Annotated in this window: 19 protein-coding genes; 10 read left to right on the plus strand and 9 right to left on the minus strand. The window is 63.2% G+C overall.

Going from position 1 to position 16,934, the window contains the following annotated elements; translation table 11 throughout:
• Positions 1-75: 75 nt before the first annotated feature.
• Together QM996_RS04445 and QM996_RS04450 are read left to right on the plus strand one after the other, a co-directional pair.
• Positions 76-1,569: a M17 family metallopeptidase gene (locus QM996_RS04445; RefSeq protein WP_500269457.1), complete on the plus strand. Its 1,494-nt coding sequence runs from the start codon at positions 76-78 to the stop codon at positions 1,567-1,569.
• A 41-nt stretch (positions 1,570-1,610) separates the two neighbouring features.
• Positions 1,611-2,060 (plus strand): DNA polymerase III subunit chi, encoded by a 450-nt coding sequence (locus QM996_RS04450; RefSeq protein ID WP_483501950.1) that lies wholly within the window; start codon positions 1,611-1,613, stop codon positions 2,058-2,060.
• A 74-nt stretch (positions 2,061-2,134) separates the two neighbouring features.
• On the opposite strand, the gene QM996_RS04455 is transcribed toward QM996_RS04450, so the two are convergent.
• Positions 2,135-3,061, minus strand: coding sequence for a Gfo/Idh/MocA family protein (locus tag QM996_RS04455; protein ID WP_500269458.1), 927 nt, complete (start codon positions 3,059-3,061; stop codon positions 2,135-2,137).
• 228 nt (positions 3,062-3,289) lie between these two features.
• On the opposite strand from QM996_RS04455, the gene QM996_RS04460 reads away from it, so the two are divergent.
• Positions 3,290-4,132: a GNAT family N-acetyltransferase gene (locus tag QM996_RS04460; RefSeq protein ID WP_500269459.1), complete on the plus strand. Its 843-nt coding sequence runs from the start codon at positions 3,290-3,292 to the stop codon at positions 4,130-4,132.
• Positions 4,133-4,149: 17 nt separating this feature from the next.
• Here the strand turns inward: QM996_RS04460 and QM996_RS04465 are convergent, their stop codons facing one another.
• Complete coding sequence (locus QM996_RS04465; protein WP_500269460.1) at positions 4,150-6,039, minus strand: ABC-F family ATP-binding cassette domain-containing protein; 1,890 nt, start codon at positions 6,037-6,039, stop codon at positions 4,150-4,152.
• 314 nt (positions 6,040-6,353) lie between these two features.
• Here QM996_RS04465 and QM996_RS04470 point away from each other — a divergent pair, with 314 nt between their 5' ends.
• The 3 genes from QM996_RS04470 (at position 6,354) to QM996_RS04480 (ending at position 7,605) form a co-directional block, all read left to right on the plus strand.
• Complete coding sequence (locus QM996_RS04470) at positions 6,354-6,641, plus strand: hypothetical protein (RefSeq protein WP_173516076.1); 288 nt, start codon at positions 6,354-6,356, stop codon at positions 6,639-6,641.
• 143 nt (positions 6,642-6,784) lie between these two features.
• The gene (locus QM996_RS04475; RefSeq protein ID WP_500269461.1) at positions 6,785-7,063 is read left to right on the plus strand and encodes a hypothetical protein; all 279 of its coding nucleotides are present in this window, start codon (positions 6,785-6,787) and stop codon (positions 7,061-7,063) included.
• Between the two features lie 89 nt (positions 7,064-7,152).
• On the plus strand, positions 7,153-7,605 hold the full coding sequence (locus tag QM996_RS04480) for a MarR family winged helix-turn-helix transcriptional regulator (RefSeq protein WP_500269462.1): 453 nt from the start codon (positions 7,153-7,155) through the stop codon (positions 7,603-7,605).
• 11 nt (positions 7,606-7,616) lie between these two features.
• On the opposite strand, the gene QM996_RS04485 is transcribed toward QM996_RS04480, so the two are convergent.
• The gene (locus QM996_RS04485) at positions 7,617-8,696 is read right to left on the minus strand and encodes a GGDEF domain-containing protein (protein ID WP_500269463.1); all 1,080 of its coding nucleotides are present in this window, start codon (positions 8,694-8,696) and stop codon (positions 7,617-7,619) included.
• A gap of 280 nt (positions 8,697-8,976) precedes the next feature.
• On the opposite strand from QM996_RS04485, the gene QM996_RS04490 reads away from it, so the two are divergent.
• Positions 8,977-11,577: an AMP-binding protein gene (locus tag QM996_RS04490; protein ID WP_500269464.1), complete on the plus strand. Its 2,601-nt coding sequence runs from the start codon at positions 8,977-8,979 to the stop codon at positions 11,575-11,577.
• On the opposite strand, the gene QM996_RS04495 is transcribed toward QM996_RS04490, so the two are convergent.
• Positions 11,563-12,072, minus strand: a complete 510-nt coding sequence (locus QM996_RS04495) for a DinB family protein (RefSeq protein WP_500269465.1) — start codon at positions 12,070-12,072, stop codon at positions 11,563-11,565. The two genes, QM996_RS04490 and QM996_RS04495, sit on opposite strands and share 15 nt — an antisense overlap.
• 135 nt (positions 12,073-12,207) lie before the next feature.
• Here QM996_RS04495 and QM996_RS04500 point away from each other — a divergent pair, with 135 nt between their 5' ends.
• Both QM996_RS04500 and ndk read left to right on the plus strand, forming a co-directional pair.
• Positions 12,208-12,897, plus strand: a complete 690-nt coding sequence (locus QM996_RS04500) for a glutathione S-transferase family protein (protein ID WP_500269466.1) — start codon at positions 12,208-12,210, stop codon at positions 12,895-12,897.
• 102 nt (positions 12,898-12,999) lie between these two features.
• Positions 13,000-13,422, plus strand: a complete 423-nt coding sequence (gene ndk / locus QM996_RS04505; RefSeq protein ID WP_331373919.1) for a nucleoside-diphosphate kinase — start codon at positions 13,000-13,002, stop codon at positions 13,420-13,422.
• Between the two features lie 76 nt (positions 13,423-13,498).
• Here ndk and QM996_RS04510 read toward each other — a convergent pair whose 3' ends face one another.
• The gene (locus tag QM996_RS04510; protein ID WP_500269467.1) at positions 13,499-14,008 is read right to left on the minus strand and encodes a hypothetical protein; all 510 of its coding nucleotides are present in this window, start codon (positions 14,006-14,008) and stop codon (positions 13,499-13,501) included.
• On the minus strand, positions 14,005-14,565 hold the full coding sequence (locus tag QM996_RS04515) for a CGNR zinc finger domain-containing protein (RefSeq protein ID WP_500269468.1): 561 nt from the start codon (positions 14,563-14,565) through the stop codon (positions 14,005-14,007). The genes QM996_RS04510 and QM996_RS04515 overlap by 4 nt, the downstream gene beginning before the upstream one ends.
• A 67-nt stretch (positions 14,566-14,632) precedes the next feature.
• Here QM996_RS04515 and QM996_RS04520 point away from each other — a divergent pair, with 67 nt between their 5' ends.
• Entirely contained in the window at positions 14,633-15,529 is an 897-nt protein-coding gene (locus QM996_RS04520; RefSeq protein WP_500269469.1) for a branched-chain amino acid ABC transporter permease, read from the plus strand.
• 39 nt (positions 15,530-15,568) lie between these two features.
• On the opposite strand, the gene QM996_RS04525 is transcribed toward QM996_RS04520, so the two are convergent.
• Genes QM996_RS04525 through pgsA form a run of 3 tightly spaced genes read right to left on the minus strand, consistent with a single transcriptional unit; the run spans position 15,569 to position 16,885 of the window.
• Positions 15,569-16,036, minus strand: coding sequence for a molybdenum cofactor biosynthesis protein MoaE (locus QM996_RS04525; RefSeq protein WP_500269470.1), 468 nt, complete (start codon positions 16,034-16,036; stop codon positions 15,569-15,571).
• Positions 16,037-16,040: 4 nt separating this feature from the next.
• Positions 16,041-16,301, minus strand: a complete 261-nt coding sequence (gene moaD, locus QM996_RS04530; protein WP_500269471.1) for a MoaD/ThiS family protein — start codon at positions 16,299-16,301, stop codon at positions 16,041-16,043.
• A complete protein-coding gene (gene pgsA / locus QM996_RS04535) occupies positions 16,298-16,885 on the minus strand; it encodes a CDP-diacylglycerol--glycerol-3-phosphate 3-phosphatidyltransferase (RefSeq protein ID WP_173516086.1) in 588 nt (195 codons plus the stop codon). Before pgsA ends, moaD begins: the two co-directional genes overlap by 4 nt.
• Between the last annotated feature and the right edge of the window lie 49 nt (positions 16,886-16,934).

The following is a 16,934-nucleotide window of genomic DNA, read 5'->3' on the forward strand; positions in this document are numbered from 1 at the left end:
CTGACGCCGGCTCTCGGAAGCTTCTTTCGACCCTCCGGATGCGCGCAGAGACAAGAAAGTAGCCGGAGTTTTTCCATGCCGATGAAGTTCGAGTTCACCTTTGCCAAGTCCCACCGGCCGAGCGGCGGCGTCGCCGTGCTCCTCAAGACGTCGGGCGGCGGAGCTGCAGCCGGCGCCGATGTCGCCGATCCGGAAGACGTCGTGACGAAGGCGGCGAAGGTGAAGAAGTTCACTGCAAAGGCGTTCTCCAGCCTCGATATCGTCGCGCCACACGGCTCGCCCGCAGACCGAATCATCGTGCTCGGGCTTGGGGAAGCGGATGCGCTTACGGAACATGATTGGCTGAAGGCCGGCGGTGCCGTGGCCGCGAAGCTCGGTTCGGCCGACAAGGCGACTGTCTTCATCGACGCGCCCGAGGTTGACGTGACCGGCAAGGCCGCCGCCGATTTCGCGCTCGGCATGGAGATGAACGCCTACAGATTCGATGGCTACAAGACCAAGAAAGCCGACGACGATGCCAAGTTCTCCGGCAAGCCGGCCAAGGTGACGATCGTCACCGGCACCGTCATCGCCGCGAAGAAGGCCTTCGCCACCGCACAGGCGGTTGCCGAAGGCGTCTTCCTGGCGCGCGACCTGGTGAACGAGCCGGCGAACGTGCTGGGCCCGGTCGAGTTTGCCGCCAAGGCAAAGGACCTGGAGAAGCTCGGCGTCGAGGTGGAGATTCTCACCGAAAAGGAAATGAAGAAACTTGGCATGGGCGCGCTGCTGGGTGTGGCGCAGGGGTCTACCCGCCCGCCGCGGCTCGTCGTCATGCAGTGGAAGGGCGGGAAGGCCAAGGAGCGCCCGCTCGCCTTCGTCGGCAAGGGTGTCGTCTTCGACAGCGGTGGCATCTCGATCAAGCCGGCCGCCGGCATGGAGGAGATGAAGGGTGACATGGGCGGCGCCGCCGCCGTCATCGGCCTTATGCATGTGCTCGCTGCGCGCGAAGCGAAGGTCAACGCCATCGGCATCATCGGCCTTGTGGAAAACATGCCCGACGGCAGCGCACAGCGCCCCGGCGACATCGTGACCTCGATGTCCGGCCAGACGATCGAGGTGATCAACACCGATGCCGAAGGCCGCCTCGTGCTATGCGATGCGCTGTGGTACTGCAACGACCGCTTCAAGCCGCAGGCGATCATCGATCTCGCGACCTTGACCGGCGCCATCATGGTTGCGCTCGCAACGCACCACGCCGGCCTGTTCTCGAACGACGACCGCCTGGCCGGTCAGTTGCTCGCTGCCGGCATCGCGACGCAGGAACGTCTGTGGCGCATGCCGCTCGGCAAGGAATACGACAAGATGATCGACAGCAAGTTCGCCGACATGAAGAACACCGGCGGCCGCCACGGCGGTGCGGTAACGGCGGCGCAGTTCCTGCAGCGTTTCGTCAAGGATACGCCCTGGGCGCATCTCGATATCGCCGGCACCGCCATGGGCGCACCGACGGACGAGGTCAACCAGTCTTGGGGCTCGGGTTTCGGTGTCCGGCTGCTCGATGAATTGGTGCGGGCGAGCTATGAATCCTGACCGGCCGCGACGGACGTGACGAAAGGCGGGAAACAATCGGGATGACCGAAATCCTGTTCTATCACCTGACCGAATCGAAGCTCGAAGACGCGTTGCCGCCATTGCTCGACAAGAGTGTCGAGCGCGGCTGGCGGGTGGCTGTGCAGACGATCGATGCCGAGCGGCGCGACGCGCTCGACACGCATCTGTGGGTCTATCGCGACGAAAGCTTCCTGCCGCATGGCACGGATGCCGGCGACTTCGCCGCGGATCAGCCGGTCCTGCTGGTGGCCGACGAAGGCAATGCGAATGCGGCGACGGTCCGCTTCGTCATTGACGGCGCCAGCCCGCCTGATGTTTCGACCTACGAGCGCGTCGTCTTCATGTTCGATGGCTACGACCAGGATCAGCTCGAGGGCGCGCGCGCCCATTGGAAGCGGCTGAAGGGGGAGGGGCACAACCTCACCTACTGGCAGCAGAACCGCGACGGCCGCTGGGAAAAGAAGGCTTGAGTTTACAACGCGTTGCGACGAGAAAGCCCGCGGCCGATGCCACGGGCTTCTTCGTTTCTGCCGTGCTCAGCAGATCAATCGTGGAACGCTTCGACGAACTTGCGCTTGCCGAGCATGAAGGCATCGGCGACGTGGCGCAGCGGCGCCAGATCGACGTCCGACGTCCGGGCTTTGACGATCTCGGCGAAGCGCCGATAGAGCATCGGGTATTCCTGTTCCGGCTCCTGATGGACAAGCTTGCCATCGATGGCGAGCTTGGCGCCGCCTTCGGACAGCACCATCTCGCCTGCCGCCGTCCGGGCGACGATGTCCCAGCTCTGCTTGCCGGTCTGGCGCCAGTCGAACTCGGCGGAAACCGGCAGTTTCTTGCCATCCGTGAAGGTGATGTTGGCAGCGATCGGCGCGTCGCGGTTCTCGGGGAATTCGAGCACGGCCGAGGTCACGAACAGCGGACGCGGCAGGATGTGGGTGACGATCGAAAGCGCGTTGATGCCCGGGTCGAAAACGCCGAGACCGCCCGCCGCCCAGATCCATTCCTGGTTCGGGTGCCAATGGCGCACGTCTTCCTTCCAGATGACCTGGACATCATTGATCGTCGTTGCCGCCAGAAAGGATTTTGCCGCTTCAACGGCCGGTGCGTAGCGGGAGTGCCAGCTGGCAAACAGCGACAGCCCCTTCGATGCCGCCAGCGCTTCGAGGTCCGCGACTTCGCTGAGGGTGGCACCCGGCGGCTTTTCCAGGAACACGTGCTTGCCGGCATCGAGCGCCGTGCGTGCCGCCTCGTAGCGATACTGCGGCGGCATGCAGAGCGACACGGCCTCGATCGCAGGCACGGCTTCGAGCATCGCCTCGATGGATTTGAAGTTGTCGATTCCGTCGACCGTGCCATGCCGGCTGGCCGCGGCGATCAGGTGATAATCGCCGTTCCTGGCGATCGCCGGCAGATGCTGGTCGCGAACGATCTTGCCGACGCCGACAAGCGCAATTTTGATGGGGGCCATTGGTGTTCCGCTCGATTTGTATGACTTATTGTCGGCTCTTGTAGCAGATTGCGCAAAGGGGGCAAGCGCCGCCGGTTCGCCGCCAGCATATGCCATCAATGTCGTGGAAATCGACAGACGATCATTCCCTCTGAACGTCATCGCTCTAGCTCTACCACCGGACGCGCCGTGTCGTCTCGCCAGCGGGGCGGGTCAACAGGGTAATATGACCGCCCAAGAGGAGTGAACATGCAGTTGCAAATCCGTCGCGCAAGCCGTGTCGAACTCGACGTCATGATCGAATGGGCCGCGGGGGAAGGGTGGAATCCCGGTCTCGGCGACGCAGGCCCTTTCTGGACGGCCGACCCGGACGGTTACTGGATCGCGAGTGGAGAGGAAGGGCCCATCGGAGCCATTTCACTGGTGCGATACAACCAGAGCTATGGCTTCCTCGGCTTCTTCATTACGCGACCGGACTTTCGTGGCCAGGGGATCGGCCGGCAATTGTGGCAGCAGGCGATGTCGGCCGCCGATGGGCGCATCGTCGGCCTCGACGGCGTGGTCGCCCAGCAGGAGAATTATCGCCGATCCGGCTTCACCTACGCCCATGCGAACATCCGCTACGGCGGTGTGATCCACGTCGTTGAGCCGCCGGGTGCCGATCTCTTGGAGGTCGCGCCGGTTCACATGTCGCTCCTCACCGAATATGACCGCCGCTTCGTCCCGGCCAGTCGCGAGGCCTTCCTTCGCGAGTGGCTGAGGTCGAGCGATGGACGGCGCAGTGTTTTGCTGCTGCGCGATGGGGTCATTGCGGCCTATGGCACGATTCGTGCCTGCCGCAACGGGTTCAAGATCGGGCCGCTCTTCTCTGACACAGAGACCAGCGCCGATCTGGTTTTTCGCAAGCTCGCCTCCGGCGCCAACGGCAGCGAGGTCTATCTCGATATCCCTGAACCGAACGCTTCGGCCAAGGCGCTTTGCGATCGCTACAATCTGCGGCCGGTGTTCGAAACGGCGCGCATGTATCGCGGGCCGGACCCGGGGCTACCGCTTGCCCGGATCTACGGCATCACCACGTTTGAGCTGGGATGAACGCCGGCCGGCCTGCGTCAGCCGGCCATCGCCTCCTCGTACTCGGCCGAAAGCTCGAGCCATTGCTCCTCGGCGTGAACGAGTTTCGCTGCCGCGTCGGAGCGTTCCTTGGCCTTCTGAGCAGCTTTCGCAGGCGACTTTTCGTAGAGCGCCGGATCGGCCAGTTCCACATCAAGTGCCTGAATCAGTTTCTCCAGCTTTCCGGTCAAGGATTCGATTTCATTGATCCTTTTGCGAAGCGGTGCCAGCGAGGCGCGCTTGTCGGCATTGGCCTTGCGCTGGTCTGCCTTCGAAACGCTGTCCTCGGCACCCGCCGGCTTGGCCCTTTCGTCCTTCGCTTTGGGGCCGCCGACGATCAGGCTGCGATAATCCTCGAGGTCGCCGTCATAGCTCGTCACGGTTCCATCGCGCACCAGCCACAGCCGGTCAGCGGTCGCCTCGATCAGGTGTCGATCATGCGAGATCAGGATCACGGCACCGGAATAGTCGTTGAGCGCAGTGATCAGCGCGTTGCGGCTGTCGATGTCGAGGTGGTTGGTCGGCTCGTCGAGGATCAAGAGGTTCGGCGCGTCGAAGGCGGCAAGGCCCATCAGCAGCCGCGCCTTCTCGCCGCCGGAGAGATCCTTGGCGGGCGTTTCCATCTTTTCCGTCGCAAGCCCCATCTGCGCCACGCGCGAGCGCACCTTGGCTTCCGGCGCATCCGGCATGCGCCGGCGCACGTGCTCGACGGCGCTCTGGCTGGGGATCAGGTCGTCAAGCTGGTGCTGGGCGAAGAACCCGACCTTGAGGTTCGGCGCGATCTTCAATTCACCTGCTTCAGGCGCGAGCCGGCCGGAGATGAATTTGGCGAAGGTGGACTTGCCGTTGCCGTTCGAGCCGAGCAGCGCGATGCGGTCGTCGGTATCGATCCTGAGGTTCAGCCGCTTGAGGATCGGCTTGCCGGGCTCGTAGCCGACGGCGCCGCCGGTGACGGCGATGATCGGCGATGCCGCTTCCTTCTCCGGATCCGGGAAGGAGAAGCCCTGGACATGGTCCTCGATGACGGCAGCAACCGTTCCCATGCGCTCCAGCGCCTTGATGCGGCTCTGCGCCTGGCGGGCCTTGGTCGCCTTGGCGCGGAACCGGTCGATGAAGCTCTGCAGATGCTTGCGGGCGGCGTCGTTTTTCGCCTTCGCCTTCATCTGCAATTCGTCGGCCTCGGCTTTCTGCCGTTCGAACTGGTCGTAGGAGCCGCGATAGAAGGTGAGCTTCTTCTGATCGAGGTGCACGATGGCGTTGACTGCGGTGTTCAGGAGATCGCGGTCGTGGCTGATGATGATGACCGTATGCGGATAGCGGCGGACATAGTCCTCCAGCCAGAGCGTGCCTTCAAGGTCGAGGTAGTTGGTCGGCTCGTCGAGCAGCAGCAGGTCAGGCTCGGAGAAAAGCACTGCGGCCAATGCCACACGCATCCGCCAGCCGCCGGAGAAGGACGATGCCGGCCGCTGCTGCGCTTCGTGGTCGAAACCGAGGCCGGCGAGGATGCTGGCTGCCCGGGACTCGGCCGAGTGGGCGCCGATATCGGCAAGCCGCGTCTGGATCTCGGCGATGCGGTGCGGGTCGGTCGCGGTCTCCGCTTCGGCGATCAGCGCCGAGCGCTCCTTGTCCGCCTTCAGCACGATCTCGATCAGCGGCTCCTCGGTGCCGGGTGCTTCCTGCGCCACCTGGCCGATACGAGCGTTCTTGGGCAGCGAGATGCTGCCGGCTTCGGAGGCAAAGTCGCCGGTGATGATGCGGAACAGCGTCGACTTGCCGGCACCGTTTCGGCCCACGAGCCCTGCCTTCGTGCCCGCCGGAAGCGTCACGGATGCATTTTCGATGAGGAGACGTCCCGCGATGCGGGCGGAAAGGCCGGAAATCTGGATCATTGCGGCCTTTTGCCCGGACTTGGCCGGGAAGGCAAGAGGCGCGGGTGTGCTGCGTTTTCCTGCTGTGTCGGTCCGGGATTTCAAGAGGTCATTGTTATCGATTTTTGAACAAGGCGTTCCGACAATCGATACTACACATCCTCATCGTGAGGGACCATCTCAATAATCGGAAGGGCGGGGAACGCTCTTCTGACCGCCTCGATCGACTGAACGCCATCGGCAAGGGCCCCGCGTTCCGAGGGACGACCGATCCGGCCACGGACATTTTAGATGAAACCTCGTTCGACCGAACGAGCCTCCCAGGAGTGAAGATCATGAAAACTGCAATCCAGACCGCTCTTTCCGCCGCTCTCGTTGCAACCGCCATCCTCGGTGGCGCCTCTGCTGCCTTGGCCGGCGGCAGCTACTACGAAGGTGTCAGCCCGACGCCGCTCTATACCGAGCGCACGCCTGCCGTCACCGGCAAGTCGTCCTTTACCATCGGCAACTCTGAAGCCGGCTATGTCGACCGCACCAACACCGGTTCGGTTGTAAGCTACGGCGTTGCGCCGAAGAGCGTGCAGGGTGGCGAAGGCGAATATTATCAGGGCATCTCGCGCTGACCGCGATGAAGAGGGGGTGCGGATTTCCGCCCGCACCCTTTTTCGAGGGATTTGATTGATCACCGTCGTGATCCTATGAAGCGGCCTCCCAAGCGCCCGACGGGGTTAGCCCCGACTGTCCATCTCCACCAAGGAACATATTTATGAAGAAGTCCATTGCCGCGATCCTCGTTGCGGCCGCCATGCTTGGCGGCGCGTCGGCCGCTGTGGCCGGCGGCAGCTACTATGAGGGCGTGAGCTCCGCGCCGCTCTTTACCGGCCGCGCCGAGGCTTCCGCCGGCACGGGCGTCTCTGCAAGCACGACCAGCCGCGGCGACTACTACGCAGGTATCGAAGTCCGATCCGTCGATGCGACGGCAACCGGCGCGATCGCCAACAGCGGCGCCAACGCCTTCGGCCAGGCCGACGAAAACAAGCAGTAAGTCACGCCAAACGGTTGACCAAACAGCCCGGTCCCGCCACGCGGGGCCGGGCTGTTGCGTTTTGGCGTTGCCAAATGAGGTACATTGCCATGACAGAAAAAGTCGAGGTCGCCGAGCGGCTCTTCGAGCTCTACCACTGCGTTCATCGCCTGGTGAACGCGTCGATGTCGGAGGAAGGCGTTTCGCTCGCGCGCAGCAAATTCCTGTTCTATCTCAACACACTCGGGCCCTGTCGCTGCGCGGATATCGCATCGGCGCTCGGCTTTGCGGCGAGAACGGTCACCGAGGCGATCGACGGACTGGAACGGGACGGCATGGTCGTCCGTGAAGCGGATCCGGAGGATCGCCGCGCGAAGATCATATCGATTACCGATCGCGGCCGGCTGGCGCTGGAAGCGGCGCTGCAGCCACGTCATCGCACGATCGACGAGTTGTTCTCGGCGCTCGACGAGTGCGAGCGCACCGAGCTTTTCCGTCTGCTCGGCTGTCTCCGGGAGAAGGCGACGGAGATCGACGAAAACCGCCAGCCGGTCGCCGCCTGACGCGTGGGCACCTAAGCGGCGTTCTGACCGTAGACCTTGCCGCGGTCGCGGCCGAGTGCCGCCGAATAGCCGAGGATGCCGGCGCCATCACGCGCTCCGGCCAGCGCAATCTCCGCCTGGATCAGGAGATCGGCGGTCGTCGATGCCGGCTGCGCGATGGTGATGCCCGCCGCAAGCGAGAGCGTCGCTGCGGTGTGCACGCGCCCGGGAAGGGTGACCTTCATTTCCTCTACGGATTGCAGGAGGCGCCGCGCAATGGCCGCGGCGTTCTCGGCACTGACGTCCCGGCAGACAAAGGCGAAGTCCTGCTGGCCCACGCGGGCGACGAAGTCGTTTTTCTTGATCGACTTGCGAAACAGCGCCGACAGCTTGGCAAGCGCTTTGGTCGCGACCGTGCCGCCGTGGCGCTCGGCCATCTCACGAAACCCTTCGACGGAGACGAGAAGCAGGGCGACCGGCTGGTCGATCCGCTCCGTTTCGAGAATGGAGTCGAGCTTCGCTGAAAGCGCCAGCCGGTTCGGCAGGCCGGTGGCGGCGTCGCGGGTGAGCGACCGACGGCTTTCGGCCAGATCGCCCTCCAGTTCGACGAAGCGTTGCGCGCTGTTTTCCAACAGGCGCTGCAGGGCGCTCTCTTCGTTCATCCATCGACCCGCCGCTTCCCGCAGCCGTGTGGCATCGCCGGCGAACTCCGTGAGGCCGGCGACGGGATCTTCCGCAAGACGGCCGGCGAAATGATCGAGTTCGTTCTTGAACGCTTGTTTCTGCACCAGCGCAAGCTTGAGCTTGCTGGCCATGTCGGCGAGGGCTTCCTGGGCGGCGGCTCGCGCCCGGTCCGCGGCGAGGGACGCGTGGGAGACGAGGTGATGCTTGAGGCCCAGCGCGTCCAGCGAGTCCTGTTGCGGGTTGTGCCCGAGCGCGCCAAGCTCCCGGGAAAGCTGGGGCAGGCGCCCGGACAGTGCTTCGTAGAAAAGCTCGTAATTGCGGGGCAGGGCAGCAATGCCATGCGCGGACATTGCGTGGGCCACCTTCAGAATGATCGCTGCCTGCCTCGCCTGCGATCGGCTGGCGTCCGCCGGAACTTGCCTGGTCATTCTGTCGGTCCTCAATGTCTGTCGGATGCTGATGTCCGGATCGAGGAACACTATGGGAGGGCTGCATTTAAGGGAGTCTGAAGATTTCGGGTTACCGCTCGTTCCCGCCCGGTATGGTTGCTGAATCCCATCTGCTCGCCGCCGGGCGCAACCGGGAATCGCATGCCAACTGACGGCCGTCAGCTCGACAAACTTTATACTTGACGCCTTTAGTCACCAATTATATTCGGCGCTGCTAAATCGGGCATCGGAGCCCGCGGACAAACAGCGACGGTCAAGGATGTCCCTCTCGTTCATTGCGGATCTGGCGAAATGGGGTGACCGCGTAGCGCTGGTCTTTTCCGGGCAACGGATCGTCACCTATCGGGAACTCGGCGAACGGGTTGCCCGCCAGGCGCTCGCCTTCGGCGGTTCACGCGGACTGGTGGCAATCGAGGCCGAACTTTCCGAACATGCGATCATCGCTTACCTGGCGGCACTGACTGCGGGACATGCAGTAGCCATGCAGGCTCCGAAGACCGGCGCTGCCGGATCCTGGGTCGATGCCTTCGAGCCCGATTACGGCTTTCGCCGCATCGATGGCCGCTGGCGCACGGAGTATGTGCGGCAAGACGGCAGGGCGCCACATCCCGAGTTGGCGGTGATGCTCTCCACCTCCGGCAGCACTGGTTGCGGCAGGGCTGTCCGCTTGTCCCGGGAAAACATCGCGGCAAACGCCGCCTCCATCGCAGAATATCTCGGCCTGACGGCGGATGATCGCGGCTGCCTCATCCTGCCGCTTCACTACTCCTACGGTCTGTCGGTGCTGAATTCTCACCTGGCGATTGGAGCAAGCCTCTATATTCCCGGTGGATCGATCCTCGATGCCGGCTTCCTCGATGGTCTCGCCGCAAGCGACAGCACAAACCTTGCGGGCGTGCCCTATTCCTACGAGTTGCTGGAGAAGGTCGGCTTCCGCGAACGGCGGTTCCCGCATTTGCGCTTCATGACCGTTGCCGGCGGTCGGTTGAGCCCGGAGATCGTCCGTCTCTATGACGACCACCTTCGTGCCCAAGGCGCGTCCTTCTTTGCGATGTACGGCCAGACGGAGGCCACCGCGCGCATAGCCTTTGTGCCGCCTGCGGTACTTGCCGGCAACGAGGAGAGGATCGGCGTGGCCATCCCCGGCGGTCACCTCTCGATCGAAAACGAGAACGGAGTGCCGATCGAAAGTCACGGTATGACTGGCGAACTCGTCTATCGCGGCCCGAACGTCATGATGGGGTATGCCACATCGCGCAACGATCTCTACCGCGGCGCCGAGCTTACCGAACTGCGCACCGGAGACCTCGCGATGCGCCATGCTGACGGCCTGTTCCAGATCGTCGGCCGCATGAAGCGGATTTCCAAGATTGCCGGCCTCAGGATCGCCCACGATGGGCTGGAAGCGGCGCTCGAAAGGCGTGGCATCGTGGCAGCCGTCGTCGGTGACGATGCCGGCCTCCACGCTTTCTACGCCGGCGGTCGTGATGCCGAGGAGATCAGACGGTTCCTCGCGCAAGCGAGCGGGCTGACGCTCTCGCATCTCAAGGCCACGCCCCTTGCCGAAATGCCGCGGCTTGCCAGCGGCAAGGTCGACTATAACGCGCTCAACATGGCGGCCCGCCAGGCGGCGGCGACCGTCGACGACGACAATGGCGGCATCGAAGAGCTTTTTGCGCAGGTCTTCTATCCGAAGAGGGTGAAGCGCTCCGACAGCTTTGTGTCGCTGGGCGGCGATTCCCTGCGCTTCGTTCAGCTCTCGATCGGTCTGGAAAAGGCGCTGGGGCAAGTTCCGGATGCCTGGGAGATCTTGTCGATCGCCGAGTTGTCGGCGCAGGAGCGCCATGAGACCGCCACACGACGGATCGGGATGGACCTGCTGATCCGCGCACTGGCGATTCTGCTCGTCGTCCTGCATCACGAGTTGCTTTGGCCCATCCCCGGCGGATCGGCAGCCATGGTCGTTCTCGCAGGCTTCAGCCTCGCCCGCTTCCAGATGGGGCCGCTTCTGGCCGGGGATGGCCCGGCCATCCTGCGCCCGCTCGCCCAGGTGCTGGTGCCTTACTATCTGATCGTCGCTGCCTATACGGTCGCCTGGGGCGAGGTGCCCTGGGCCTCGGTCTTCCTCGTCGGCAATTTCGGTGTGGCCCTGCCGGAGACACACGGCATGGTGCCGTATCTCTACTGGTTCATCGAAGCCTATTGCCAGATGATGCTCGTCTTCGTCGGGCTCTTCGCGATCCCGCAGTTCCGGCGCTTTGTCTCGGCAAGGCCCTTCGCCGCCGGCATGGCCCTGCTGTTTGCCGCTCTCGTCGCCAGGTTGGCCTTGCCGCTCCTGTGGCCGATCGGCAATCGCCAGATCTTCACCCTGCCATGGATTTTCTATCTCGCAGTTATCGGCTGGTGCGCCGCGGTCGCCGAAACCGGCAAGCAGCGTCTGCTGCTGATGCTGTCCGGCGCCGGTGCGTTCCTGTTCTTCGGTCTGTACGAGGGGATCTGGATCGGGACGAAGATCAAGTATCTCCTGCAAATCGCCGTCCTGGCAGCGCTGCTTTATCTTCCGCGCATCAGCGTGCCGCGCTGGGCGGCGCAGCTCGTCCTGCCTCTGTCGGCGGCGGGCTTCCACATCTACATCCTGCACCGCTTCGTTCCCGAACTGCTGATGCTGCCGCTGCAACCGGCGTTGCCGCCCGTGGCGTTTTCGATCCTGTCGATCGTTGGCGGCATCGCGCTCGGCCTGGTTGCCTGGCTCGGCCAGCGTCAGCTTCTAAAGAAGCTTGCGGAGTGGCGGGAGCGCGAGCTCCGGCCGCTGCGATCGCTCGGATTCGGGGCGCTGCGCTTTCCGCTACGCCCACTGTGACCCGTCAGTCCTGAGGAAGTAGGCCAGGTCCAGCGTCACGGACGGCTGGCCGAGTGCGGTCAGCGTCGCATGCGCCTGCCCACGGTGATGGGTCTGATGGTTGAAGAAGTGCCCGAGCGTCGGCGCCAGCTTCTGCGTGATAACCGTCGGGTTGGTGAGTGGCGTATAGGTGAGATCGGCGCTGAGGCGTTTCTCGCTCAAGCTGTCGATCCAGGCAATGATGCGTTCGTCCTCGGCGTTACGAGCGGTGGTGAGCGCCGGCAGATCGCCGTGCAGGATCGTATCGAGCGCCGCCGGGGCATCACCCTCGTGCGTAAAGCGCTTCATCCACACCCGATCGGCAACGAGGATATGATTGAGGGTCGCCAGCAGCGAGCCGAAGAAGGCGCCGCGATTTTCCCGCAATTCGGCATCGGTCAATTCGGCCGCAGCGGCATAGATCAGGCGGTTCGCCCAGCGGTTATAGTCGGCGAACATGCGAAAGTGGTCGAGCATTGAGTATCTCCTTGAAGGGGCGGCGACGCTAACGCGAAACTGCATTTCTGTGGCTGATATCACTCATGAAATTTACTGATTTGATGACGCCGCCGATTTGTCGTTCAACGGGACGCCAACCGACCGGGAGTCTATATGTCGAGAAAACTCTATTCGCTTTGTGGGTCCGACAGGACGCGTCCCTTCTCGCCGCATGTGTGGAAGACAAATATGTCGCTCGCGCACAAGGGGCTCGATTTTGACGTCGTGCCGATCGGCTTCACCGAAATCCCAGGCGTCGAGGATGGAGCTACGACGCTCGTGCCGCTGTTGCGTGACGGGGAACGGCTGGTGAAGGACAGCTTCGACATTGCCCTCTATCTCGAAGAGTCCTATCCGGACCGCCCGCCGCTCTTCGCCGGTGATGGTGCGAAGGCCACCGCCCGCTTCGTGGAGGGTTGGTCGCAGACGACGCTGCATCCCGCCATCACCCGCATCATTATCAAGGATATTCACGATAGCCTTGATCCCGTCGATCAGGCCTATTTCCGGCAAAGCCGCGAAAGGCGTTTCGGCACGTCGCTGGAAGCGGTCGCCGAAGGCGGCCCGGCTGCCCTTGCAACATTCGCCGAAAAGCTCGAGCCGCTTCGCCACATGCTGAAGTTTCAGGATTTCCTGGGTGGCGCGGAGCCGCTTTTCGCCGATTACATCGTCTTCGGGGCGTTTCAGTGGGCGCGCATCGTTTCGCCGCAAAGCCTGCTTCAGCCAGGCGATCCCGTCACCGACTGGTTCGAACGCTGTCTCGACCTGCATGGCGGCCTCGGACGGACTGTGACGGCTGCATGAAACCCGCTCGGCTCGAGCCGAATCATCGGCAGGCCCCCTTGTTTTGCGCGGGATTGGCGGCTAATGAACCGCCACTTCTCAAGAAACAAGGGATTTGAGCCAATGGCTATTGAACGTACCTTCTCGATGATCAAGCCGGACGCGACCAAGCGCAACCTGACCGGCGCCATCACCAAGATGCTCGAAGATGCCGGCCTGCGCGTCGTCGCCTCCAAGCGTGTCTGGATGAGCCGTCGCGAAGCCGAAGGCTTCTACGCCGTTCACAAGGAACGTCCGTTCTTCGGCGAACTGGTCGAGTTCATGTCCTCCGGCCCGACGGTCGTTCAGGTTCTCGAAGGCGAAAACGCAATCGCCAAGAACCGCGAAGTCATGGGCGCCACCAACCCGGCAAACGCTGCCGAAGGCACCATCCGCAAGGTTCACGCCCTGTCGATCGGCGAAAACTCGGTTCACGGTTCGGATGCCCCGGAAACTGCTGTTGAAGAAATCGCCTACTGGTTCTCGGGCACCGAGATCGTTGGCTGATTCAAAATCTCCAGTTTGAGCCGCAACGGCTTGAATTGACTTGGACTTGAACCGGAGCGGAAACGCTCCGGTTTTTTCATATGGGGCATTTCGCGGTCTCGAAATGTTCGGGAGTCTTGCCGTCGCGGAAGACTTCCGGATTCTTGTCGTAGGCGGGGCCCTCGACCAGTGCCTTGGCCGGCAGGATATCCTGGTCGATATCCGAGATGACTGTGGTCTCCAGTTTCTGCAGCGTTTCGCCGTCAGGTCCCTTCACTTCGATCGTTACCGCATAGGGTCTTTCTTTTTTCACGCAGGTCAAATCAGGACTTTCCAGCACCACCCTGTCGAGCTTTGGAAAGAGCTTGCGCGTCAACGTGAACGGCTTGCCGCCCACCGGGTTCTCGAAAGTGGCAACGACGACGCTGCCCTCGGGCACGGGCTCTGTCTTCTGAAGCGTGATCGTGTAGACCGCATAGGCGAGGCGGTAATTGAAGACGAACATCTTGCCCGTCAGCTTCAGCGGATCCGGTCCGGTCTCGCGCTGACAGCCGGTGGTGGCGAGTGTGATGGCAAGTGCTGCCAAGATCGCGATCATCCTTGTCATGGGCCTGCTTCTTCCCTGTTGCGATGGTAGTGGCGCTTGGCCTTGTTGCGATTGCCGCAGACCGTCATGTCGCACCAGGTTCGGCTGCGGTTGCGGCTGCGGTCGAGAAACAGCCAGCCGCAATTCGGGCAGATCTTCAGCCGGTCGGGCTCGGGGTTGGCGGCAAGGCTGAGCGCCGAATGCGCGGTTGCGGTGTCGAGTGGAAGCGCGCCGCCATGCGGCACGGGACCGCGCAAAACCACCGCGATCGCCTCGAGCAAGTCGGCCAGGAACTCCGGCCGGCCATTGTTCGATATCTCCGCGCGGAAGTGCCTGTCGGTCGCTTCGCGCAACCGCAGAAGGCCCGCGCGCCGTTCAGCCGCCACTGGCAGCAGCGGACCGAAGCGGGTGTTCTCCGCTCCGAAACGGTTGGCAGCTTCCGCAAAGGAATCGATCGCCGCAACGTCGGCGAAACGGTCGATCCGGCGCTCCGGATCGATGCGCAGGACGATGGAATTGGCCACGTCCAGCGCCAAGGCGCCGCCGGCAAAACGATGGGCTGTCCAGGTGAAGGTCATGCGAAAATCCTAACTGGCAAAAATGATTTTACCAGTTATATTGATCTTGTCACGCTCCGGATGCGCCATGCTCTATTTTCTGCAGCAACTCGCCAATGCCGTCCCTGTCGCCGCGCTTTATGCGGTGCTTGCCTTTGGCTATGCCATCGCCTTCGCCGTGACGCGTCGAGCGGACCTCACCTATGGCGCGCTCTTTGCTTTCTCGGGCCAGATGTTCGTTCTGTTTGCAGATTTCGGCTGGAACCGGCTGTGGCTGGTACTGCCGGCTGCGCTCGGCCTCGGCGCGGCTGCGGCCTTGAGTTTCGGCCTTGGCGCCGGGCTCGTCGTCGGGCGATATGTCATGCGGCCGATCGCCTTTTCGTCAGCCAACACCATCGTCGTGGCCTCGCTCGGCTGCCTGTTGGTCCTGATGGAAACGGCGCGGCTCGCCTCTGAGACACGCAGCCTGTGGCTGCCGCCGTTCCTGAACGGGAACATCATCTTCTGGGACGATCCGCGCTTTCCGGTGACGCTGACGGTCATCCAGCTCGGCAACACCGTGCTCATGGCCGCGCTCGTGGCAGCCGGGCACTGGTATCTCACGCATTCACGGGCAGGGCGGCTCTGGCGCGCGGTATCGGAGGATCGGGGCGCTGCCGCGCTCTGCGGGGTCGACGCCGCGACCGTTTACATCGTCGCCTATGGCGCGGCGTCGCTGATCGCTGCCTTCTGCGGCATTCTCGCTGCGTCCTACTACGGCAACATGGATTTCGGCACGGGGCTCACTTTCGGCGTCAAGGTGCTGTTCATCGCCGCGATCGGTGGCCAGGCCTCGCCGCTCTACGCCGCACTCGGTGCCGCCGGGGTCGGCCTGCTGGAAACGTTGTGGAGCGCCTATGGTCCGATCCTGTGGCGCGACTTTGCGATCTTCGGGTTTCTGGTGCTCGTGCTCGCGGTAACGCGCAAGGAGAAGATCATTCCCTGACTGGCGGATGGGCCACGGGTGTTCCGTGCCAGCGCGGCTCTATTTCGTCGACCAGCGCTCCCGCGCCGTGTCGTCGGCGTCCTTGGCGCTGACCCAGCCGCCACTGGTCCCGTCGCCAAGATGCTCCTTCTTCCAGAAGGGCGCCGAAGTCTTCAGGAAATCCATGATGAAGTTGGCGCCGTCGAAGGCGGCCTGCCGGTGCCGCGAGGCGGTGGCCACCAGCACGATGTTTTCACCGGGCATGATCTTGCCGTAGCGGTGGATGGCGGCCGCGGCCTGCAGCGAGAAGCGCTCGACCGCCTCGCGGCAGATGCGTTCGATTTCCGCCTCGGCCATGCCCGGATAATGTTCGAGCTCGAGGGCGGCGAGCGTGCCCGCTTCATCGCGGCAAAGCCCGGAGAAGGTGACGACGGCACCGATATCGGCCCGTCCCGCCGAGAGTTTCGCGACCTCGCCATTGAGATCGAAGTCCTCGCGCTGAACGCGCACGGTCACCGGCGCGCTCATTGCCTCAACCACCCGTCATCGGCGGAAACAGGGCGATCTCCCGGGCGCCGGCGATCGGCTCGCGATGGTCGACATGTTCCTGATTGATGGCCGCGCGGATGACGTTTTCATGTTCGAGCGCCACCTCGTACTCCTCGCCGAGCGTCTTCAGATGCGTGAGCAGGTCGGCAACGGTTACGACGCCGGCGGGAACGTCCAGCGTCTCTTCGCCCTTGCCGATGCGCTCCCGCACCCAGGAGAAATAGACGAGATTGACGGTGCTCATTCGTTGACCACGTGCTTGAGGCCGGCGCGGAAATAGTCGTAGCCCGTGTAGAGCGTGATCCCGGCGGCGATCCACAGGAGCACGATACCCGCTTCCGTCGTATAGGGCAAAATCTTGTCGCCGGCGGGGCCTGCCAGCAGGAAGGCGATGGCGACCATCTGGATCGTCGTCTTCCACTTGGCGATGCGCGTCACGGGAACGCTGACCTTCAGCGCTGCCAGATATTCGCGCAGGCCGGACACCAGGATTTCGCGGCAGAGAATGATGATCGCAGCCCAGATCGACCAACCGGCAATCGTCTGATCGGCGGCGACGAGAAGCAGGATCGACGCGACCAGGAGCTTGTCCGCAATCGGGTCGAGCATGCGGCCGATGTTCGACGTCTGATTCCAGATGCGGGCGAGATAGCCGTCGAAGAAATCGGTGATCGATGCAACGATAAAGAGCGTGACCGCCGTCCAGCGTGCGAAATCCGAACTGTGCAGCCGACCCTCGATGAAGAAGCAAAGGACGATCAAGGGCACGATCAGGATTCGGAAATAGGTGAGCAGGTTCGGGATGCTGTAGGCGACAGGCTTGGCCATGGATTCGTGTTCTCTGGTTCGTCAGGTACAGAATGACTTTGCTGGCCGG

The organism is Sinorhizobium chiapasense (genome assembly GCF_045277575.1).
GTDB lineage: Bacteria > Pseudomonadota > Alphaproteobacteria > Rhizobiales > Rhizobiaceae > Ensifer > Ensifer chiapasense_A.